Below are 20,567 nucleotides of genomic sequence, written 5' to 3' on the forward strand. Positions count from 1 at the left end.
CTGTGCGCTCCCATCGCGAATGAATTCGCTCCTACGGTCTGCTGTTCCGCAACCCTCTCCCGTAAACGGGAGCACGGTAGCCCGGACTGCATCCGGGCTACGGACTTTCCCGCCATAGGCTGCGCTCGGCGTACTTACCCCCAAAGACTGTGGAGCGAACTGTGGACAAGATGGGCGCAGACCGCTGCGAAGGCCGGCCGGCGGGGCTTCGCGAAGCCTGTATGTTTTTTGTTCAGGCGGATTTTCTAAAGTAAAAACAGACAGTTATTTAATTCTGACGGCCTGTGGGCGACGCCGGAAGTTGTCCCCGACTCCTGTGGGCAGTCCTGTGGGTAACTATGGGAACGATGGCTGAGAGCCGCGCCGGGGCAGGCTTTTCGCACGCTGATCAAGTTTTGCTCAAGGCTATCGCGCCCGGCTGGTGAACCAGGGCGGCGCCCGCTTGGCAAGCAATATATCCATCATTTCAAGGGCTTGAGTGCAACCCGCGGCGAGTTATCCCAGGCTGCTGTGGAGCGACTTGTGGATAAGGTGGGTAAAGCCCGGCGCGAGCCGCGGCGGGCGTGGCCTGGAGAAAACGGGTGATTTTTTGATCAGTGCGACGGGCGGCTTTTGCGCGCTTGGGGCAGCGCCTATGACGTAACCTATAGCCAGGCATACCAGCATTTAGGAGCACGCCATGACTTCCACCCTGTTCATCACCGGCGCCACCTCGGGGTTCGGCGAGGCCTGCGCGCGGCGCTTCGCCCAGGCCGGCTGGTCGCTGGCACTCACCGGCCGCCGCGAGGCGCGTTTGCAGGCGCTGACTGACGAGCTGTCGGCGCTCACCGACGTGCACCCGCTGGTGCTCGATGTGCGCGACCGGCATGGCATGGCCGCGGCGATCGCCAGCCTGCCGGCCAAGTTCGACAAGTTGACCGGGCTGATCAACAACGCCGGCCTGGCGCTGGGTGCCGAGCCGGCGCCGCAGTGCGACCTGAATGACTGGGACATCATGGTCGACACCAACATCAAGGGCCTGCTGTACAGCACCCATCTGCTGCTGCCGCGCTTGATCGCCCACGGCCGTGGCGCCGGCATCGTCAACCTCGGCTCGATCGCCGGCACCTGGCCCTATCCGGGCAGCCACGTGTACGGCGCCAGCAAGGCCTTCGTCCGCCAGTTCTCGCTGAACCTGCGCAACGACCTGGTCGGCACCGGCGTGCGCGTCACCGACATCGAGCCGGGGCTGTGCGAGAGCGAGTTCTCCCTGGTGCGCTTCGGCGGCGACCAGGCCAAGTACGACGCCACCTACGCCGGCGCCGAGGCGATCCAGCCGGAGGACATCGCCGAGACCATCCACTGGATCCTCACCCAGCCGGCGCACATCAACATCAACAGCCTCGAGCTGATGCCGGTGAGCCAGACCTGGGCCGGTTTCGCTATCGATCGCTCAGCGAAGTGATGCGGGTCGAGCGGCCGAGCAGCTGCAGGGCGCGATCCGGGTAGTCGGTGATCAGGCCCTGGGCGCCCATGTCGAGCAGGTGGCGCATGACCGGCTGCTCGTTGATGGTCCACAGCTGCACGTTGAGGCCGCGCTCCTGCGCCGCGCGCAGCAGGCTGGGGCTGGCGACGCGGATGCCGTCGCTCTGTTCGGGGATCTGCAGCGCCTGGTAGGACGGTGACAGCAGGCGGCCGAGGCCGAGCCAGTCGAGCGCCACCAGCAGGCGTACCGAGCCCGGCCCGGCCGAGGTGGCGACTCTGGGGCAGACCTCGCGGAAGTGCTGCAGGCTGCGCTCGTAGAAGCTGCCGACTATGACCTTGTCGCGTTGTTGGTAACGCGTGAGCAGCTCGCACAGCTGCTGTTCCATGCCGACGCCCGGTACCTTGATTTCCACCACCTTGGCCTGGGCCGGGAAGCGCTGCAGCACCTCGGCGAAGGTCGGGATGCGCACGCCCTGGCCGCGATAGGGGAAGCTCTCGCCGCCGTCGGCGCTCCAGCGGTAGCCGGCGTCCAGCGCCTGCAGTTCGGCTAGATCGAGGTCGACGACGCGGCCGCTGCCGTTGGTGGTGCGCTCGACCTGTTTGTCGTGGATCACCACCAGCTCGCCGTCGCGGCTGCGGTGCAGGTCCATCTCCAGCATGTCGACGCCCAGCGCGCTGGCGCGCTCGAAGGCGAACAGGCTGTTCTCCGGCCATAGCCCGCGCCCGCCGCGGTGGGCGATCACCAGCGGGCGTTCGCCCAGTTCGCTGAGCACCGCCGGGGTTGGCGTGGGCTGGCTGGTCAGCGCCAGGCCGGCGAGTATGGCGACGAGCAACAGCAGCGGGACGAGCAGAAAGCGGGCGAAGCGCAGCATGACGAGGTTCCGGCAGTCAGGGACGGGCGTGCCAAGCAAACCCGGCGACTATGACAAAGGCGTGACGTTTCGGCGAGAGGGCGGTGAACTGGCGAAAGTAGGTTGGCGCTGAGCCTGCGAAGCCCAACTAGGAGCGCGCAGTGCTCCCGGTGTGGTGGCGCACAGGTCGCTGGCCGGTGCGGCGAACCGGGTGTTGGGTATCGCTGCGCTCAACACCAACCTACGGTGCGAGTGCGCCTCAGCCCGCCAGCGCCGTACCCCGGATGCAATCCGGGAGGCCGGCAACTCCGCGCCCCGGATTGCATCCTGGCTAGCACTAACCGGCCAGCAGCCAGACCCCGCTGCCGGCCGAGGCCAGGCCGGCGAGGCGCACCAACGGCGCGGCGGTTGGCGGCAGTGTGCGCACCAGGGCGTAGCCGGCGCCATGCAGGGCGGCGCTGGCGGCGACGAAGCCGGCGGCATAAGTCCAGGGGCTGGCCAGCGCCGGCAGTTCCAGGCCGTGGGCGACGCCATGGGCGAGGGCGAACAGCGCGGTGGCACAGACCGCCAGGGCCAGCGGCGGACGCACGGCGAGGGCGACCAGCAGGCCGAGGGCGAGCACCGAGGTGGCGATGCCGGTTTCCAGCAAGGGGATTGCCAGGCCGGTGAAACCGAGCAGGCCGCCGAGCAGCAGGCTGGCGACGAAACTGCAGGGCAGCGCCCAGCGCGCCGCGCCTTGCTGCTGCGCGGCCCACAGGCCGACGGCGAGCATCGCCAGCAGGTGGTCGAGGCCCAGCAGCGGGTGGCCGAGGCCGGCCAGCAGACCGGAATCGCCATGCCCGGGATGGGCGAAGGCCACGGCCGGGGTGAGGAACAGGGCGAGGGCGTAGAGGGTTTTGCGCAGGTTCATGATGTCGCTCCTTGCAAGGTTGGCCGAGGTGGGGCGGCTGCCCTCTCCCCCGGCCCCTCTCCCGCAGGCGGGAGAGGGGAGGTTTTTAACGCTGTATCGCCGACGCGCAGCAGATCCGAGACAGGCTCTCAGGCCGCGCCGAGCATGCCGTGGCGTTCGATAAAGGCGATGATCTCGTCGAGCCCCTGGCCGACCTTCTGGTTGCTGAACACGAACGGCTTGTCGCCGCGCATCTTCTTGGCGTCGCGGGCCATGACGTCCAGCGAGGCGCCGACCATGGGCGCCAGGTCGATCTTGTTGATCACCAACAAGTCGGACTTGCAGATCCCCGGGCCGCCCTTGCGCGGCAGCTTGTCGCCGGCCGAGACGTCGATCACGTAGAGGGTCAGGTCGGAGAGTTCCGGGCTGAAGGTGGCGGAGAGGTTGTCGCCACCGGACTCGACGATGATCAGCTCGAGGCCGGGGAAACGCCGGTTGAGCTGATCGACCGCCTCGAGGTTGATCGAGGCGTCTTCGCGGATCGCCGTGTGCGGGCAGCCGCCGGTTTCCACGCCGATGATCCGCTCCGGCGCCAGGGCCTGGTTGCGCACCAGGAACTGCGCGTCTTCCTGGGTGTAGATGTCGTTGGTCACCACCGCCAGGTTGTAGCGCTCGCGCAGGGCCAGGCAGAGGGCGAGGGTCAGGGCGGTCTTGCCGGAACCGACCGGGCCGCCGATGCCGACGCGCAGGGGTTGGCTGTTCATCTTCGGGTCATCCTTATCAAGAGCGGAATAGACGGCTGTACTGGCGCTCGTGCGCCATGCTCGCCAGGGTCAGGCCGAACGCAGCGCTGCCCCAGCGGGCGGGTTCGAGCTCGCTGGCCTGACGCTGCGCCTGTTCGAGCAGCGGCAGCAGTTGCGAGGTCAGGCGCTGCGCGGCCTGCTGGCCGAGCGGCAGGGTTTTCATCAGCACCGCCAGCTGGTTCTCCAGCCAGCCCCATAGCCAGGCGGCCAGCGCGTCCTGCGGGGCGATGGCCCAGGCACGCGCGGCCAGCGCCCAGGCCAGGGCCAGGCCGGGAGTCGGTTGGCGGGCGAACAGCGCGCGCGCCGCGGCGTCCAGCTCGGGCAAGCCTTCCAGCAGTTGCTGCAGCGAATAGCCCATCTGCCGGCTTTCCAGTTGCAGTTCGCGGGTCTCGCGGCTGGCGCGCTGCCGCGCAGCGAGGCGTTCGAGTTTGCTCCAGTCGCCCTCGGCGGCGGCCTGGCACAGGGCGAGCAGCAGCGGCGCCTCGAAGCGCGCGAGGTTGAGCAGCAGTTGATCGCCGATCCAGCGCGCGGCGCTGCTCGGGTCGGTGACCAGGCCCTGTTCGACGGCCAGCTCCAGCCCCTGCGAATAGCTGAAGCCGCCGATCGGCAGCTGCGGGCTGGCCAGGCGCAGCAGCGCCCAGGCCTTGTTCAAAAGTGGACCTGAACTGGCTGCGCTTGCCGATGCGGCGTTGAAAGCTGGCTCGGAATGCTCATTTACCTGCGTAAACTCCGCTTCCTCGCCAGCTTTCGCCTTGCCTCGGCTTCGCTCGCTGCGTTCAGCCCCACTTTTCATGGGCGCCCGCCGAACTGGTGCAGACGCGGCGCGTAGCTGAACTGCGCCTCGCCAGCATGCGAGTGGTGGTGGCCGCCGCCGTAGGCGCCGTGCTCGGGCTGGAACGGCGCTTCGATGGCCGCGACGCTGGCGCCGAGTTGTTCGAGCATGGCCTTGAGCACATGGTCGTCGACCAGGCGCAGCCAGCCGTCGCCGAGCTGCAGGGCGACGTGGCGATTGCCCAGGTGGTAGGCGGAGCGAGTCAGCTCGAAGGCGTTGGCGCAGGTGACGTGCAGGAGTTTTTCCGCCAGCGCGCGCACGCGCACGATGCGGCCGTCCTCGGCCCGCAGGCATTCGCCGTCGTAAAGGGGCGGCTGGCCGCGTTCGAGAAACAGGCCGACGTCTTCGCCGCTGGCGCTGAAGCAGCGTAGGCGGCTCTTGCTACGCGCTTCGACGCTCAGGTGCAGTTCGGCGTGCCATTGCGGCTGTGGGGCGAGGCGTTGGCGAATCACCAGCATGAGTGGGTTCCAGACAGGAAGGTGCTGGAGCCAGAGCAAAGGTCTTGCCAAGGTTTCGCATCTCAGCGCTGGCGCGCTTCAGAGCCTGTCTACGATCTGCTGCGCGTCGGCCATACAGCGTTGAAATCGGGCTCAGAATGCTCATTTACAGATCGTAAACTGCGCTTCTTCACCCGATTTCGCCTTGTCTGGCTCTAGCTCGCGAGATCGTAAACAGGCTCTCAGGGCGAGCGTTGCGCGAATTTGGACAACCGGTCAGGTTTTATCTGGTGCGCAATATCGGCCACTGCACCGTGGTGGTGCGGAAGGCTTTTGTAGGAGCGGATTTATCCGCGAACCGGGCTACGAGGTGCTGCCGGCATCGCGAATAAATTCGCTACAAGATGCCGGCGCGCAGGCGTCTGGATTGCCCAGGCTCTGCCGGTGCTTGCCGCCGATCATAATGATGCGCGGCTGCTGGGTGATCTTGGCTGACGCACCGAGGTGCACGCGAGCGGCGGCGCAGCGCTAAAACGCACAAGCCCGGTACGCGCGTGGCGCTACCGGGCTTGTGCGGGGCTGGTTGGGTGGCGGTATTGCTGGGCCGCCGGCCGCTTCAAGCCACGCGCTCGTGCTGGCCCGCGACGCGTTGCCCACCATCTTCGGCGACTTGCAGATGCCGACGGGCCGCGGCTTCGGAGTTCAGGCTGCGTTCGTGCTGTCCGCCGACGCGTTGCCCGCCGTCCCCGGCGACTTGCAGATGGCGCCGGGCCGCGGCCTCGGAGTTCCGGCTGCGTTCGTGCTGGCCGCCGACGCGCTGCCCACCGTCCCCGGCGACTTGCAGATGGCGCCGGGTTGCGGCCTCGGAGTTCCGGCTGTGTTCGTGCTGGCCACCGACGCGCTGCCCGCCGTCCCCGGCGACTTGCAGATGGCGCCGGATTGCGGCCTCGGAATTCAGGCCGCGCTCGTGCTGGCCGCCGACACGCTGTCCACCGTCTTCGGCCAACAGTTGGTCGCGGGTTTCGGCGCGGGCTTGCGGGGGTTGCGGGTGGTCGCCGGCGGGCAGGGCGAATACGCTGGAGGACAGGCCGGCGAGGATCAGGGTGGCGAATACTTGGCTTTTCATGGCGGGCTCCTGGGGAGGCACTAAGTGGGTACGGGGCCTATGGTATTCGGACGGTTTAGATATAAAAGTTCATGCTCGTAATGGTAAATATCGACGCAATTGATGGTTTGCCGGTCCGACCGGCCGATGTCGAAGGCCACCCCCGGGGCGCGGGGAATTATTGCCGTCACTCGCCGTCGCTTGCGCATGACGCACGGGCGCAACCGCCGACCCGGGGTTGCCGACAAGGGAGAAGTACAGGATGAGCGTCCGTCGAGTCCTCGGCCGCAGCCTTGCCGTTCTGCTCCTGCTCTTCGCCGCCCTGGCGATCGGCCTCAGCAGCTTCGACTGGAACCGCCTCAAGCCGATCCTCAACGACAAGGTTTCGGTCGCTCTCGACCGGCCATTCGCCATCCACGGCAACCTCGCGGTGGTGTGGCGGCGCACGCCGGAACTCGGCGGCTGGCACGCACTGCTGCCGTGGCCGCTGCTGGTCGCCGAGGACCTGCGCCTGGGCAATCCGCCCTGGGCCAAGGGCCAGCAGTTCGTCAGCCTCAAGCGCGTCGAGCTGCGCCTGGCCTTGCTGCCGCTGCTGTGGCGGCAGCTGAGCATCCTGCATATCCAGCTCAGCGAGCCGCACGCCCACTTCGAGCGGCTGGCTGATGGGCGCAATAATTGGACCTTCGACCGCGGCAAGCAGACGCCGGACGCCGAGCCGAGCCCCTGGACGCTGGACATCGGGGTCATCGGCTTCGATCGGGGGATCATCCGCGTCGACGACCGAGGCCTGCAGAGCGAGCTGGAGCTGCGCGTCGATCCGCTCGGTAAGCCGATCCCGTTCAGCCAGATAGTCGGCGCCAAGGCCGCCGAGCGCGCCAGTGCCGCGGGCGCGGCGGCGCAGGACTATGCCTTCGCCTGGCAGGTCAAAGGCTACTACCGGGGCCAGGCGCTCAGCGGCAATGGCAAGGTCGGCGGGCTGCTGGCGCTGCAGGACGCCAGCCAGCCGTTCCCGGTGCAGGCCAAGGTGCAGATCGGCAGCACCCAGATCGGCCTCGCCGGCATTCTGCGCGACCCGCAGAACCTCGGCGCCCTCGATCTGCGCCTGCAGCTCAGCGGCCGCAGCCTGGCCCAGCTGTACCCGCTGACCGGCGTGACCCTGCCGGACACCCCGGCGTTTGCCACCGATGGCCAGCTCAGCGCGCAACTGCGGGAAGCGGGCGGCGCGCGCTTTCGCTATCGGCAGTTCAACGGCACGATCGGCGGCAGCGACATCCACGGCGACCTCACCTACGTGGCCGGCCAGCCGCGGCCGAAACTGTCCGGCACGCTGAGTTCCAACCAGCTGCGCTTCGCCGACCTGGCGCCGCTGATCGGTGCCGATTCGCCGGCCGAGCAGCAGGCGCGCGGCGTGGTCAGCCAGCAGCCGGCGGACAAGGTGCTGCCGGTGGAGCAGTTCCGCACCGAGCGCTGGCGGGCGATGGATGCCGACGTCAGCTTCAGCGGCAAGCGCATCGTGCACGGCGAGCAGCTGCCGCTCGACGACCTGTTCAGTCATATCGTCCTCGCCGATGGCCAGCTGCGCCTGCAGCCGCTGCGCTTCGCCATGGCCGGCGGCAAGCTGGAGGCGAATCTGCAGTTCAACGGCGGCGTCACCCCGCTGCAAGGGAAGGCCCAAGTGCAGGCGCGTAACCTCAGGCTGAAGCAGCTGTTCCCCACCTTCGAGGCGATGCGTACCAGCCTCGGCGCGCTGCACGGCGACGCCGAGCTCAGCGGCACCGGCAACTCGGTGGCGGCGCTGCTCGGCAGCGCCAATGGCGGGGCCAAGCTGCTGATCAACGACGGCGCGATCAGCCGCGACCTGATGGAAATCGTCGGCCTCAATGTCGGCAACTATGTGGTCGGTCAGCTGTTCGGCGACAAGCCGGTGCGGATCAACTGCGCGGCGGCCGACCTGGGCTGGCACAACGGGGTGCTGAACCCGCGTCTGGCGGTGTTCGACACCGAGAACGCGATCGTCCACATCGGCGGCACGGCGAACTTCAAGAACGAAAAGCTGGACCTGAGCATCCACCCGCAATCCAAGGGCGTGCGCATCATCTCGCTGCGTTCGCCGCTGTATGTGCGCGGCACCTTCAAGCAGCCGCAGGCCGGGGTCCAGGCCCTGCCGTTGCTGGCCCGCGGCGCCGGCCTGCTGGCGCTCGGCGCCGTGGTGGCGCCGGCGGCCGGGCTGCTGGCGCTGGTGGCGCCGAGCGGCGGCGAGGCGCCGAACGAATGCACGCCGCTGCTGCAACGCCTGCAGGCCCCGGCGCCGGCCCCGCGGGCACCGCGCTGAGCCGCCGGCCACGGCTGTCCGGGTCGGGGGCCGTGCGAGGCAGGTTTAGCCCGGGCCATCCCGGGCCGCGCAGACAAAAAGCCCGGCGCTTGCCGGGCGCTGGCCAACTGCGCAGTTACAGCTTTTCCAGCGCGCGCTGATTGATTTCGTGCTGCTCGCAGCTCATGAAACCCTTGCTGTCGACCCGGCCGGCGGAGTCGAAGGTGATGTAGTAGACCTGCTGGTGGCCGTCCTGGTTGAGAACGTAGTTGTTGCAGGTGCCCGGCTGCAGGTTGCGCCGCACCTCGGAGGAGGGCGGACCGCCGATGCTCAGGACCTGCTGCCGGGTCATGCCGTCCTCGACCTGCTTGACCAGCGGCTCGTCGCGATAGGTCACATAGTCCACCGGGTTCTCGGGTTTGCTGGCGCAGCCTGTCAGGGCCGCCAGCAGCGAGATCACAGCAATGCTTTGTTTGTACATGGTGTCTGTCCTTGTGGTGAGCAGGCTCTTCGGGGCCAGCCCCTGCTTGGAACCCTAGATGCTGCGCAGAGTTCTGCCAGCTTGGCCCTAGGGTCTGTTGACGTTTCGTCACGGCCGCGACGGAGCCTGTTTTTGCGCGGGGCTAGGCGCGAGAGGCGAAGTTTGGTCGTTCCCAATGAGCGTCGAGCAACGACGCGCCGCGCAAAAACAGGCCCGTCCCTGCGGGTTGCGCGGCAAATGGCGCCATGCGTCGTTGCGGGACTTGGCAAGGGAACGACCATTCCCTGCGTCCCGCGCCTAGCCTGGCGCCATTTGCCGCGGCAACGCGGTTCGCGACGAAACGTCAACAGACCCTAGGCCGGGACTATGGCGGCCACTGCCCGGTGCTACAGTCGCCACTCAGTCTGGACTGGCAGAACAGGGACGCATGCCCATGAGCCTGAACCTCCGCTATCCCCTGGTGCTGGTGCCCGGCCTGCTCGGCTTCGTGCGCCTGCCCGGCTATCCCTACTGGTACGGCATCGAGCCGGCGCTGCGCCGCCAGGGCGCGCAGGTCTATCCGGTGCTGGTGTCGGCGCTGCATGCCAGCGAGGTGTGCGGCGAGCAGTTGCTGCGGCAGATCGAGCAGGTCCGCGCGCAGAGCGGGGCGGCCAAGGTCAACCTGATCGGCCACAGCCAGGGCGCGCTGAGCGCCCGTTATGCCGCCGCCCTGCGCCCGGAGTGGGTGGCCTCGGTGACCTCGGTGGCCGGCCCCAATCACGGCTCGGAGCTGGCCGACTACCTGCAGCGCAAGGCGCCGCCCGGCAGCTGGCGCGAGCGGCTGATCGGCGCGCTGATGCACGGCATTGCCCGCCTGCTGGCCTGGCTGGAGCGCGGCTACCGCGGCCCGCCCCTGCCGCTGGACAGCCGCGCCGCGCACCAGTCGCTGACCACCGCCGGGGTGGCGGCCTTCAACCAAGAGTACCCGCAGGGCCTGCCCGAGCAGTGGGGCGGCGAGGGGGCCGCCGAGGTGCAGGGCGTGCGCTACTACTCCTGGTCCGGCACCCTGCAGCCGGGGTTGAGCGACCGCGGCGGCAACCGCTTCGACGGCTCCAACCGCTTCTGCCGCCTGTTCGCCCGCAGCTTCGTGCGCGAAGCCGGGCAGTGCGACGGCATGGTTGGCCGCTACAGCTCGCACCTCGGAAGGGTAATCCGCGATGACTATCCGTTCGACCACCTCGACATCGTCAACCAGAGCCGCGGCCTGGTCGGCTTGGGTGCCGCCCCGGTCGCGGTGTTCCTCGAGCATGCGGCGCGGCTGCAGGCGGACGGCTGTTAGGTGCTGTATGAAAAGTTGCCGAGCGAAGGCAGTGCGACGACTCGGGTGGGTTAGCCGAAGGCGTAACCCACCGACCGGCTGCCAGGCCGGCAATCGCGATGCCTGGTGGCATGGATGGTGGGTTACGCCGCTACGCGGCTAACCCACAAAAGCTGGGCGCAACACTTAACCCGTACCCAGCGCTCCGAATGGAGCGCGGGGCTAGACTGAAACGGTGAGTCCAGCCTTTCCCGCCCCGCACGGGGGGAGGTGCGCAATGCCTATTCAGGACGGCTTCATCGGCAGCATCGGCAACACCCCGCTGATCCGCCTCGGCAGGCTGAGCGCCGAGACCGGCTGCGACATCCTCGGCAAGGCGGAGTTCCTCAACCCCGGCGGTTCGGTCAAGGACCGCGCGGCGCTGTACATCGTCCGCGACGCCGAGCGCCGTGGCAGCCTGCAGGCCGGTGGCACCATAGTCGAGGGCACCGCCGGCAACACCGGCATCGGCCTCGCGCACATCAGCGCGGCGCGCGGCTACCGCTGCATCATCGTGATTCCCGACAACCAGTCGCCGGAGAAGCTCGAGCTGTTGCGCGTGCTCGGCGCCGAGGTGCGCTCGGTGCCGGCCAAGCCCTACCGCGACCCGGACAACTACCAGAAGATCGCCGGCCGCCTGGCCGCCGAACTGCCGGGCGCGATCTGGGCCAACCAGTTCGACAACCTCGCCAACCGCCAGGCGCACTACGAGACCACCGGCCCGGAGATCTGGCGCGACACCGGCGGCCAACTCGATGCCTTCGTCTGCGCCACCGGCACCGGCGGCACCCTGGCCGGCGTCGCCCGCTATCTCAAGGCGCAGAATCCGGCGCTGCGCATCGTCCTCGCCGACCCCATGGGCAGTGCGCTCTACCATTGGGTGCAGTGTGGCGAGCTGGCGGCCGAGGGCAGTTCGATCACCGAGGGCATCGGCACCACGCGGATCACCGCCAACCTCGAGGGCACGCCGATCGACGCCGCGGTGCAGATCGACGACCAGTGCTGTGTGGACATGGTCTACCGCCTGCTGCGCGAAGAGGGCCTGTGCCTCGGCAGCTCCTCGGGGATCAACGTCGCCGCCGCCGTGCAGGTCGCGCGCGAGCTGGGCCCCGGGCATACCGTGGTGACCCTGCTGTGCGACCGCGGTGGCCTGTATTTCCAGCGCCTGTTCAACCCCGCCTGGCTGCGCGAGAAGGGCCTGCGGGCCGGTTAACGGTCGTCCAACAGCGGCCCCAGCAGCGCGACCATGCTGCGCCAGTGGCTGCCTTCCCAGAACAGCCGGTGGCAGGCGTTGCAGGTGTAGAAACGCGAGTAGCAGGCGCAGAGCCGGCTCGGCAGGCGTTCGGCGGCTTCCTCCTTGTCGATGCTGGACAGCGGCAGGTTGCAATGCAGGCACAGGCTGAACGGCCGCGCGCTGCGTGCCAGGTCCAGGCGCTCGAACAGCTCGCGCAGCTGCTGCGCCGGCTTCAGCGCATGCACGTAGCAGCCGTGGCTGATGATCCGCCGCTTGAGCAGCTCGCGGTCGCGGGTCAGGACGATGCGCCCCTGCTGCTCGGCGATGGCGGCGATCTGCTCGTCGGCGAAGTGGTTGTCGTAGAGGGTGTCGAAACCGCTCATGCGCAGCAGGTGGGCGAGGCCGCCGAGGTGCGCGTCGGCGACGAAGCGCAGGCGGCGCAGCGGGCGTTCGCGCACCTTGAGTAACGGGCTGATGTCCAGTGCCTCGAACTTGGGGTAGACGGCGACGCGGTCGCCGTCGTGCAGCAGGCGCTCGAAGCCCACCGACTCACCGTCGACCAGCACCAACTCGACCTCGGTGTGCGGCACGCCGAGCGCCTCGATCATGTGCTTGACCGTCGCCGCCCGCGCGCAGATGCAGGTGAACGCCTGGCGCCGGCGTTCGGCCGGGAGGAAGTCATTGAGTTCCTCGTAGAAGCGGAACGTGGCGCGGGTCATGGCCGACCGGCCGGTGAGTGGCTGCAAGGCTGGCGCTAGTAACCGCCGCCGCCCATGCCGCCGTAGCCGGTACTGGCGCGGGCGCGCTCCTCGCTCTCGCGTTCGCTGCAGCTCGTGAAGCCGGTGTGGTCGACCCGTCCGGCGACGTCGAAGCTGACGTGATAGGCCTGCTGGCGCCCGGCCTTGCTGAGCTGGTAGTCGTTGCAGGTGCCCTGGTCGGCGCTGCGAGCCTGGGTCGCCAGCGGCGCTCCGGCGATGCTCTGCACCTCTTGCTGGCTCATGCCCTTGTGGACCTGGGCGACCAGCGGCTGGTCGGCGAAGGTCCGGTAGGTCTCGTTCATACCGGCGCAGCCGGCCAGGCAGGCGAGTAGCCCGGTGGCGGCGAGAAGTTGTTGGGTCATGATCGGCTCCTCCGACGGAGCGGGTGAGACTAACAAGGTTAGCTCGCCTGCCCGCTAACGGCGCCCTTAAAACAGCCGCAGCGGCTCCTCGTCCAGGGCCGCCAGCTGTTCGCGCAGGGCCAGCACCTGATCGCCCCAGTAACGCTCGCTGCCGAACCAGGGGAAGCTCATGGGGAATGCCGGATCGTCCCAGCGGCGCGCCAGCCAGGCGCTGTAATGCAGCAGGCGCAGGGCGCGCAGACCCTCGATCAGCGCCAGCTCGCGGGGATCGAAGTCGTGGAATTCCTGGTAGCCATCCATCAGCTCGGACAGCTGGCCGAGCCGTTCATGGCGCTCGCCGGCGAGCATCATCCACAGGTCCTGCGCGGCCGGGCCGCTGCGGCAGTCGTCGAGGTCGACGATATGGAACATCTCGTCGCGGCACATCATATTGCCGGGATGACAGTCGCCGTGCAGGCGGATGGCCTGGTAGGGCGTGCGGGCGTAGAGCGTCTCGACCTTGGCCAGCAGATCCCGCGCCACCGACTCGTAGGCCGGCAGCAGGCTGCGCGGGATGAAGCCGCCATCGAGCAGGGTCGCCAGCGACGCGTGGCCGAAGTTCTGCACGTCCAGGGCTTCGCGGTGCTGGAAGGGCTTGCTGGCGCCGACCGCGTGCAGGCGGCCGAGCAGCTGGCCGAGGCGGTACAGCTGGTCGAGGTTGCCCGGCTCCGGCGCCCGCCCGCCGCGGCGGGGGAACAGGGCGAAGCGGAAGCCGGCATGCTCGAACAAGCTGTCGCCCTCGTGGAGCAGCGGCGCCACCACCGGCACCTCGCATTCGGCCAGCTCGAAGCTGAACTGGTGCTCCTCGCGGATCGCCGCATCGCTCCAGCGCGCCGGTCGGTAGAACTTGGCGATCAGCGGTTCGCCCTCGTCGATGCCGACCTGGTAGACGCGGTTCTCGTAGCTGTTCAGCGCCAGCACGCGGGCATCGCTGACGAAGCCCAGGCTTTCCACAGCATCGAGCACCAAGTCGGGGGTGAGGGCGGCAAAGGGATGGGACATGGGCGGATCCGCAGCGTCGGGCGCCCCAGTGTACGCCGAGAAGCGCGCTGGCTGGCTTTTAAGCGTGTCGCGTGAGCCCGCCCTCAGAGTTGAGTATCGAGTTCGTAGCCCGGATACAATCCGGGAAGCCGGTATCTGCGCATCTTCCGGGTTGTTTCTGGGCTACCCCATCACTCGCTGGTTGGGGAGAGGGTGCTGTTGCCGACTTCCCTCACCCGACCCCCTCTCCCACAAGTGGGCGCAGAGAGCGTAGGGCCGTAGGATGGGTCGAGCGCAGCGATACCCATCATGGCCATTCGATGGGTATCGCAGGCTCAACCCATCCTACGCAGCGGGTGGATTCGTTCGCCCGGAAGAGGGTCGGGGAACGGCGAGTCTGGGCCCCTAGAGCTGGGTGCCGAGCAGCACCTGCTGCGGCGAGAACTGCGCGCGCACCGGGTCGCTGGCTTGCAAGCCGAGCTCGAGCAGGCGCTCGGCGGCGACCAGGGCACAGAGGACCTGGCCGCTGGCCAGGCCGATGCGTACTTCGCTGGGGCCGTTGGGGTCGGCGAGGATCTGCTCGATCCAGCCCTCCAACTGGTTGAGCCCCGGCCCGGCCGCGGCGGACAGCGGCTGCAGCTCGACCCAGCCGGCCTTGATCAGCGCCACCACCGTGCTGCCAGGCAGCAACTCGAGCTTCTCGGTGCTGTCGTGGGTGATCTGCGCCTCGATGCGCGCGCCGCCGGGCAACTCGATCTCGATCAGGTCGTTGCGACCCTGCGCGTGGATGGCGCAGACCCGCCCGCCGAGCTGGTTGCGCGCGCTGGTCTTGAGCATCACGCGGCCGAGCAGCTGCAGGTCGGCGTCGTCCTCGGCGGCCTGCAGCACCAGCGCCTGCAAGGCTTCCAGGCGCTTGTACAGGGCCAGCAGGCGTTCGCCTTCGTGGGACAGCCGCGCGCCACCGCCGCCGCGGCCGCCGACGGTGCGTTCCACCAAGGGTTTCTCGGCCAGGTTGTTGAGCTCGTCGATGGCGTCCCAGGCCGCCTTGTAGCTCAGCCCGGCGGCCTTGGCGGCGCGGGTGATCGAGCCTTGCACGGCGATCTGCTCGAGCAGCGCCATGCGTTGCGGGCGGCGGCTGACATGCTGGGCGAGGGTGGTGAGTGCGGACATGCGGGTGATATCTGGCGCGGGGAGATAGCGCGAGGGTTGCCGGAATCGCCGGCTCAGTCAATCGCCAGGCCGTCAATCTCCGGGTTTCGCCGTGCGCGCCAGGCAATACACATCGACCCGCGCGGCGCCGGCCTGGCGCAGCAGGCGGGCCAGGCTCTGGGCGGTGGCGCCGGTGGTCAGCACGTCGTCGACCAGGGCCAGGTGGCGGCCGGCGACCGCGGCCGGGTTGGCCAGGGCAAAGGCCCGGCGCAGGTTGCGCTGGCGGGTGGCGGCGTCCAGGCCCTGTTGCGCCGGCGTTTCGAGCACGCGCTGGAGCAGCCGTTCATCGACCGCCAGCTGCAGGCCGGTGCCGAGCCAGCGGGCCAGCAGCGCCGCCTGATTGAAGCCACGCTGACGCAGGCGGCGCTTGGCCAGCGGCACCGGCAGCAGGCAGTCCGGGCGCGGCAGGCCTTCGCCGAAGGCATGCTGCAGATGGCGGCTCAGGCCATCCGCCAGCAGGCGACCGAGCGGCCACTTGGCCTGGTGCTTGAAACGCGTGACCAGCGCATCGAGCGGGAAGTCATAGCGCCAGGGCGTTTCCACCCGGCTGAAGGCCGGCGGGCGCTGCAGACAGGCGCCGCAGGCCAGGCCGTCGACCGCCAGGGGCAGGGCGCAGACGCTGCATTGCTCGCCGAGCCAAGGCAGTTCGTTCTCGCAAGGGCCGCACAGGGACAAGCCGCTGTCCGCCGGCTCATCGCATAACAGGCAGAATTGGTTGTTTTTTGTCCAGATGTAAACCGCTTTCCCGTGTTCTGGTTGACAGCGCATTTCGCTTCCCTAAATATTCCGCACATCCGTGTCGTGCTGGTCGACTCTAGCAGTCAAGCGCGAGCCAACAACAAGGAACAACCCGCATGACCGCATCCGCTTCCCTGGCGACTCGCCACGATTGGTCCCTCGCCGAAGTCAAAGCCCTGTTCGAGCAGCCGTTCAACGACCTGCTGTTCCAGGCGCAGACCGTGCACCGCGCGCATTTCGACGCCAACCGCGTGCAGGTCTCGACCCTGCTGTCGATCAAGACCGGCGCCTGCCCGGAAGACTGCAAGTACTGCCCGCAGTCCGGCCACTACAACACCGGGCTGGAAAAAGAGAAGCTGATGGAAGTGCAGAAGGTTCTGCAGGCCGCCGCCGAGGCCAAGGCCATCGGCTCGACCCGTTTCTGCATGGGCGCGGCGTGGAAGCACCCGTCGGCCAAGGACATGCCCTACGTGCTGGAGATGGTCAAAGGCGTCAAGGCCATGGGCCTGGAGACCTGCATGACCCTCGGCCGTCTCGATCAGGAGCAGACCTCCGCGCTGGCCGATGCCGGCCTCGACTACTACAACCACAACCTCGACACCTCGCCGGAGTTCTACGGCAACATCATCACCACCCGCACCTACGGCGAGCGTCTGCAGACCCTGGCCTACGTGCGCGAGGCGGGGATGAAGATCTGCTCCGGTGGCATCCTCGGCATGGGCGAGTCGGTCGACGACCGCGCCGGCCTGCTGATCCAGCTGGCCAACCTGCCCGAACAGCCGGAGTCGGTGCCGATCAACATGCTGGTCAAGGTCAAGGGCACGCCGCTGGCCGAGGAGAAGGACGTCGATCCGTTCGACTTCATCCGCACCCTGGCCGTGGCGCGGATCATGATGCCGAAGTCCCACGTGCGCCTGTCCGCCGGCCGCGAGCAGATGAACGAGCAGATGCAGGCCCTGGCCTTCTTCGCCGGCGCCAACTCGATCTTTTACGGCGAGAAGCTGCTGACCACCGCCAACCCGCAGGCCGACAAGGACATGCAGCTGTTCGCCCGCCTCGGCATCAAGCCGGAAGAGCGCGAAGAGCACGCCGACGAGGTGCACCAGGCCGCCATCGAGCAGGCCCTGGTCGAACAGCGCGATTCGCAGCTGTTCTACGACGCCGCCGCTGTTTGATTGCCCGTTCGGTGGATGGGTAAAGCGTCATCCACCCTACGCAAGACCCGACTTCTTCGTAGGGTGGATGACCCGCTTGCGGTTATCCACCAGCTTCCGGTGATCCGTTCCCATGCCATTCGATCTCGCCTCTCGCCTCGCCGAACGCCGCGCGGCGCATCTCTATCGCCAGCGCCCGCTGCTGGACAGCCCACAAGCCCCGGACGTGACGGTCGACGGCCAGCCGTTGCTGGCGTTCTGCTCCAACGACTACCTCGGCCTGGCCAACCATCCCGAAGTGATCCGCGCGCTGCGCGAAGGCGCGGAGCAGTGGGGCGTCGGCGGCGGTGCCTCGCATCTGGTGATCGGCCACAGCACGCCGCATCACCAGCTGGAAGAAGCGCTCGCCGAGTTCACCGGGCGGCCGCGCGCGCTGCTGTTTTCCACCGGCTATATGGCCAACCTGGCGGCGGTGACGGCGCTGGTCGGCCAGGGCGATACGGTGCTGGAAGATCGTCTCAACCATGCCTCGCTGCTCGACGCCGGTCTGCTCTCCGGCGCGCGTTTTTCGCGCTACCTGCACAACGATGCAACCAGCCTCGCCAGCCGCCTGGAAAAAGCCACCGGCAATACCCTGGTGGTGACCGACGGGGTGTTCAGCATGGACGGCGACCTCGCCGACCTGCCGGCGCTGAGTGCCGCGGCGAAGCGCAAAGGCGCCTGGCTGATGGTCGACGATGCCCACGGCTTCGGCCCGCTGGGCGCCAATGGCGGCGGCATAGTCGAGCATTTCGGCCTGGGCATCGACGAGGTGCCGGTGCTGGTCGGCACCCTCGGCAAGGCCTTCGGCACCGCAGGCGCCTTTGTCGCCGGTAGCGAGGAACTGATCGAGACGCTGATCCAGTTCGCCCGCCCGTACATCTACACCACCAGCCAGCCGCCGGCGGTGGCCTGCGCGACGCTGAAGAGCCTCGAACTGCTGCGCACGGAAAGCTGGCGCCGCGAACACCTGAACCAGCTGATCGCGCGCTTCCGCCAGGGCGCCAGCGAGATCGGCCTGCGCCTGATGGACAGCCCGACGCCGATCCAGCCGATCCTGGTTGGCGACAGCGCCCGCGCCCTGCAGCTCACCGCGCTGCTCAAGGCGCGCGGCCTGTTGGTCGGTGCCATCCGCCCGCCGACAGTACCGGCCGGTAGCGCTCGCCTGCGCGTGACGCTGTCGGCGGCGCACAGCGAAGCGCAGTTGGAGCGACTATTGGAAGCCCTGGCCGAATGCTGGCCACTGCTGGAGAACGGCGATGCGTGATCGCCTGATCCTGTTGCCCGGCTGGGGTCTGGGCACCGCGCCGCTGGTCGCGCTGGCGGTGGCTTTGAGTGGCCTGGATGAGCATCTGCGGGTGCAGATCGAGGCGCTGCCGAACCTCGCTTCCGCCGATCCGCAGGACTGGCTCGACGAGCTGGACGCGCGCCTGCCGCAGGATGCCTGGCTGGGCGGCTGGTCGTTCGGCGGCATGCTCGCCGCCGAGTTGGCGGCACGCCGGGGCGAGCGTTGCTGCGGCCTGCTGACCCTGGCCAGCAACGCCTGCTTCGTCGTCCGCGCCGACTGGCCGAGCGCCATGCCGGTCGACACCTTCACGGCGTTCCGCAGCGGTTGTGCCGGCGATGCCCAGGCCACGCTGAAACGCTTCGCCCTCTTGTGTGCCCAGGGCGCCGAGGATCCGCGCGCGCTGGCCCGCCGCCTCGGCGCCGCCACCCCGGCAGCGCTGGAGGTGCCGCTGTTGGCCGGCCTCGACGTGCTGGCGGCATTGGACACCCGCGCGGCGCTGCAGGCCTTCAACGGCCCGCAACTGCACCTGCTGGCCGGTGCCGATGCGCTGGTGCCGGGCGAAGCCGCCGGTGCGCTGCTGGAACTGCTGCCGGATACCGAGATCGGCCTGATCGAGCAGGCCAGCCACGCCTTCGTGGTCGAGCGCGCCCATGAAGTGGCGGCGGCGATCCACGCCTTTCTGCATGAGGTCGGCGATGACTGAGCGCCTGCCGGCCCCTCAGGACAGCGGCCTGCCGGACAAGCGCCGGGTCGCCGCCTCCTTCTCCCGCGCCGCGGCCAGCTACGACAGCGTCGCCGAGTTGCAGCGCACGGTCGGCGCCGAGCTGCTGGCGCGTCTGCCCGCCGAGCTGCTGCCATCGCGCTGGCTGGATCTCGGTTGCGGCACCGGGCATTTCAGTCGCGCCCTGGCCGAGCGTTTCCCGCAGGCCGAGGGCCTGGCCCTGGACATCGCCGAAGGCATGCTCCAGCACGCCCGTCCCTTGGGTGGGGCCGAACGCTTTATCGCCGGCGATGCCGAACAGCTGCCGCTGCGCGCGGCGAGCTGCGGGCTGATCTTTTCCAGTCTGGCGCTGCAGTGGTGCGCGGATTTCGCCGCGGTGCTGGCCGAGGCGCGGCGGGTGCTGCAGCCGGGCGGGGTGTTCGCCTTCGCCAGCCTGTGCGTCGGCACTCTGCAGGAGCTGCGTGACAGCTGGCAGGCGGTGGACGGCCTGGTCCACGTCAATCGCTTCCGCCACTTCGCCGATTACCAGCGCCTGTGCGCCGCCAGTGGTTTGCAGCTGCTGAGCCTGGAGCGCCAGGCACAGGTGCTGCACTTCCCCGATGTGCGCCGCCTGACCCATGAACTCAAGGCCCTCGGCGCGCACAACCTCAACCCCGGGCGGCCCGGCGGCCTGACCGGACGGGCGCGGCTACTTGCGCTAATCGCGGCCTACGAGCGCTGCCGCCAGCCCCAGGGCCTGCCGGCTACCTATCAGGTGGTCTACGGCGTGCTGCGCCGGGAGGAATGAAATGAGCGCCGCCTTCTTCATCGCCGGTACCGATACCGAAATCGGCAAGACCACCATCGCCGCCGGCCTGCTGCACGCCGCGCGCCGCGCCGGGCTGAGCACCGCCGCGGCCAAGCCGGTGGCCTCCGGCTGCGAAATGACGGCCGAAGGGCTGCGCAACAGCGACGCCCTGGCGCTGCTCGGCGAGTGCACGCTGGCGCTCGACTATGCGCAGGTCAACCCGCTGGCCTTCGCCCCGGCCATCGCCCCGCATCTGGCGGCGCGCGAGGCGGGCGTGACGCTGAGCGTGGACGCATTGTGCGCGCCGGTCCGGGCCATATTGGCCAAGGGCGCCGATCTCACCCTGGTGGAGGGCGCGGGCGGCTGGCGCGTGCCGCTGGCCGGTGCGGCGACGCTGTCCGACCTGCCGATCGCCCTCGGCCTGCCGGTGATCCTGGTGGTCGGCGTGCGCCTCGGCTGCATCAACCACGCGCTGCTGAGCGCCGAGGCGATCCTGCGCGACGGCCTGCAACTGGCCGGCTGGGTGGCTAACCTGGTCGACCCGGCCACCTCGCGGCTGGACGATAACCTCGCCACCCTCGCCGAGCGCCTGCCGGCGCCTTGCCTGGGCCGAGTGCCACGCCTGCCACAGGCGACTCCGGCGGCGGTGGCCGAGTATCTGGATCTGGCCCCATTGCGGCTGGCGCGCTAACCTCAGGCAAAGAATCTCTCTTTGCCAGTACGCATTCCGTGCGCAACTGCTTCACTG

General features: G+C 68.7%; 21 protein-coding genes. 9 read left to right on the top strand and 12 right to left on the bottom strand.

What is annotated here, in order from left to right; genetic code table 11:
- Positions 1–679 precede the first annotated feature (679 nt).
- Positions 680–1,444, top strand: coding sequence for an SDR family oxidoreductase (locus D3880_RS02065; protein WP_119891878.1), 765 nt, complete (start codon positions 680–682; stop codon positions 1,442–1,444).
- Here D3880_RS02065 and D3880_RS02070 read toward each other — a convergent pair.
- The 6 genes from D3880_RS02070 to D3880_RS02100 all read right to left on the bottom strand — a co-directional run bounded on the left by D3880_RS02070 (position 1,422) and on the right by D3880_RS02100 (position 6,402).
- Positions 1,422–2,336, bottom strand: coding sequence for a glycerophosphodiester phosphodiesterase family protein (locus D3880_RS02070; RefSeq protein WP_119891879.1), 915 nt, complete (start codon positions 2,334–2,336; stop codon positions 1,422–1,424). The genes D3880_RS02065 and D3880_RS02070 overlap by 23 nt on opposite strands.
- A 316-nt stretch (positions 2,337–2,652) precedes the next feature.
- Positions 2,653–3,225, bottom strand: a complete 573-nt coding sequence (locus D3880_RS02075; protein ID WP_119891880.1) for a HupE/UreJ family protein — start codon at positions 3,223–3,225, stop codon at positions 2,653–2,655.
- Positions 3,226–3,353: 128 nt separating this feature from the next.
- A complete protein-coding gene (gene ureG, locus D3880_RS02080) occupies positions 3,354–3,968 on the bottom strand; it encodes an urease accessory protein UreG (RefSeq protein ID WP_119891881.1) in 615 nt (204 codons plus the stop codon).
- Positions 3,969–3,984: 16 nt separating this feature from the next.
- Complete coding sequence (locus D3880_RS02085) at positions 3,985–4,659, bottom strand: urease accessory protein UreF (RefSeq protein ID WP_119891882.1); 675 nt, start codon at positions 4,657–4,659, stop codon at positions 3,985–3,987.
- Between the two features lie 137 nt (positions 4,660–4,796).
- On the bottom strand, positions 4,797–5,297 hold the full coding sequence (ureE, locus tag D3880_RS02095) for an urease accessory protein UreE (protein ID WP_119891884.1): 501 nt from the start codon (positions 5,295–5,297) through the stop codon (positions 4,797–4,799).
- 595 nt (positions 5,298–5,892) lie between these two features.
- Positions 5,893–6,402, bottom strand: coding sequence for a DUF4148 domain-containing protein (locus D3880_RS02100; protein WP_119891885.1), 510 nt, complete (start codon positions 6,400–6,402; stop codon positions 5,893–5,895).
- A gap of 241 nt (positions 6,403–6,643) precedes the next feature.
- On the opposite strand from D3880_RS02100, the gene D3880_RS02105 reads away from it, so the two are divergent.
- The gene (locus D3880_RS02105) at positions 6,644–8,713 is read left to right on the top strand and encodes an AsmA family protein (RefSeq protein WP_119891886.1); all 2,070 of its coding nucleotides are present in this window, start codon (positions 6,644–6,646) and stop codon (positions 8,711–8,713) included.
- Between the two features lie 115 nt (positions 8,714–8,828).
- Here D3880_RS02105 and osmE (D3880_RS02110) read toward each other — a convergent pair whose 3' ends face one another.
- Positions 8,829–9,173 (bottom strand): osmotically-inducible lipoprotein OsmE, encoded by a 345-nt coding sequence (gene osmE, locus D3880_RS02110; protein WP_119891887.1) that lies wholly within the window; start codon positions 9,171–9,173, stop codon positions 8,829–8,831.
- A 427-nt stretch (positions 9,174–9,600) separates the two neighbouring features.
- On the opposite strand from osmE (D3880_RS02110), the gene D3880_RS02115 reads away from it, so the two are divergent.
- Together D3880_RS02115 and D3880_RS02120 are read left to right on the top strand one after the other, a co-directional pair.
- A complete protein-coding gene (locus tag D3880_RS02115; protein WP_119891888.1) occupies positions 9,601–10,491 on the top strand; it encodes an esterase/lipase family protein in 891 nt (296 codons plus the stop codon).
- 256 nt (positions 10,492–10,747) lie between these two features.
- Positions 10,748–11,722, top strand: a complete 975-nt coding sequence (locus tag D3880_RS02120) for a cysteine synthase A (RefSeq protein WP_119891889.1) — start codon at positions 10,748–10,750, stop codon at positions 11,720–11,722.
- Here D3880_RS02120 and D3880_RS02125 read toward each other — a convergent pair.
- From D3880_RS02125 to D3880_RS02145, 5 genes are all read right to left on the bottom strand, one after another.
- Positions 11,719–12,462 (bottom strand): Mut7-C RNAse domain-containing protein, encoded by a 744-nt coding sequence (locus D3880_RS02125; RefSeq protein WP_119891890.1) that lies wholly within the window; start codon positions 12,460–12,462, stop codon positions 11,719–11,721. The genes D3880_RS02120 and D3880_RS02125 overlap by 4 nt on opposite strands.
- Positions 12,463–12,497: 35 nt before the next feature.
- Positions 12,498–12,863 carry an osmotically-inducible lipoprotein OsmE gene (gene osmE / locus D3880_RS02130; protein WP_119891891.1) on the bottom strand — a complete coding sequence of 122 codons (366 nt, stop codon included), beginning with the start codon at positions 12,861–12,863 and terminating at the stop codon, positions 12,498–12,500.
- Positions 12,864–12,929: 66 nt separating this feature from the next.
- The gene (locus D3880_RS02135; protein ID WP_119891892.1) at positions 12,930–13,904 is read right to left on the bottom strand and encodes a serine/threonine protein kinase; all 975 of its coding nucleotides are present in this window, start codon (positions 13,902–13,904) and stop codon (positions 12,930–12,932) included.
- 384 nt (positions 13,905–14,288) lie between these two features.
- Positions 14,289–15,053 (bottom strand): TOBE domain-containing protein, encoded by a 765-nt coding sequence (locus D3880_RS02140; RefSeq protein WP_119891893.1) that lies wholly within the window; start codon positions 15,051–15,053, stop codon positions 14,289–14,291.
- A gap of 72 nt (positions 15,054–15,125) precedes the next feature.
- Complete coding sequence (locus D3880_RS02145) at positions 15,126–15,860, bottom strand: ComF family protein (RefSeq protein ID WP_119891894.1); 735 nt, start codon at positions 15,858–15,860, stop codon at positions 15,126–15,128.
- An 86-nt stretch (positions 15,861–15,946) separates the two neighbouring features.
- Here D3880_RS02145 and bioB point away from each other — a divergent pair, with 86 nt between their 5' ends.
- The 5 genes from bioB (at position 15,947) to bioD (ending at position 20,510) form a co-directional block, all read left to right on the top strand.
- The gene (gene bioB, locus D3880_RS02150; RefSeq protein WP_119891895.1) at positions 15,947–17,005 is read left to right on the top strand and encodes a biotin synthase BioB; all 1,059 of its coding nucleotides are present in this window, start codon (positions 15,947–15,949) and stop codon (positions 17,003–17,005) included.
- A gap of 112 nt (positions 17,006–17,117) precedes the next feature.
- Positions 17,118–18,290 carry an 8-amino-7-oxononanoate synthase gene (gene bioF, locus D3880_RS02155; RefSeq protein WP_119891896.1) on the top strand — a complete coding sequence of 391 codons (1,173 nt, stop codon included), beginning with the start codon at positions 17,118–17,120 and terminating at the stop codon, positions 18,288–18,290.
- Positions 18,283–19,014 (top strand): alpha/beta fold hydrolase, encoded by a 732-nt coding sequence (locus D3880_RS02160; protein ID WP_119891897.1) that lies wholly within the window; start codon positions 18,283–18,285, stop codon positions 19,012–19,014. Before bioF ends, D3880_RS02160 begins: the two co-directional genes overlap by 8 nt.
- Positions 19,007–19,819 (top strand): malonyl-ACP O-methyltransferase BioC, encoded by an 813-nt coding sequence (gene bioC / locus D3880_RS02165; protein WP_119891898.1) that lies wholly within the window; start codon positions 19,007–19,009, stop codon positions 19,817–19,819. Before D3880_RS02160 ends, bioC begins: the two co-directional genes overlap by 8 nt.
- Before the next feature lies 1 nt (position 19,820).
- Complete coding sequence (gene bioD / locus D3880_RS02170) at positions 19,821–20,510, top strand: dethiobiotin synthase (RefSeq protein WP_119891899.1); 690 nt, start codon at positions 19,821–19,823, stop codon at positions 20,508–20,510.
- The last annotated feature ends 57 nt before the right edge of the window (positions 20,511–20,567 follow it).

This window comes from Pseudomonas cavernae, assembly GCF_003595175.1.
GTDB classification, from domain to species: domain Bacteria; phylum Pseudomonadota; class Gammaproteobacteria; order Pseudomonadales; family Pseudomonadaceae; genus Aquipseudomonas; species Aquipseudomonas cavernae.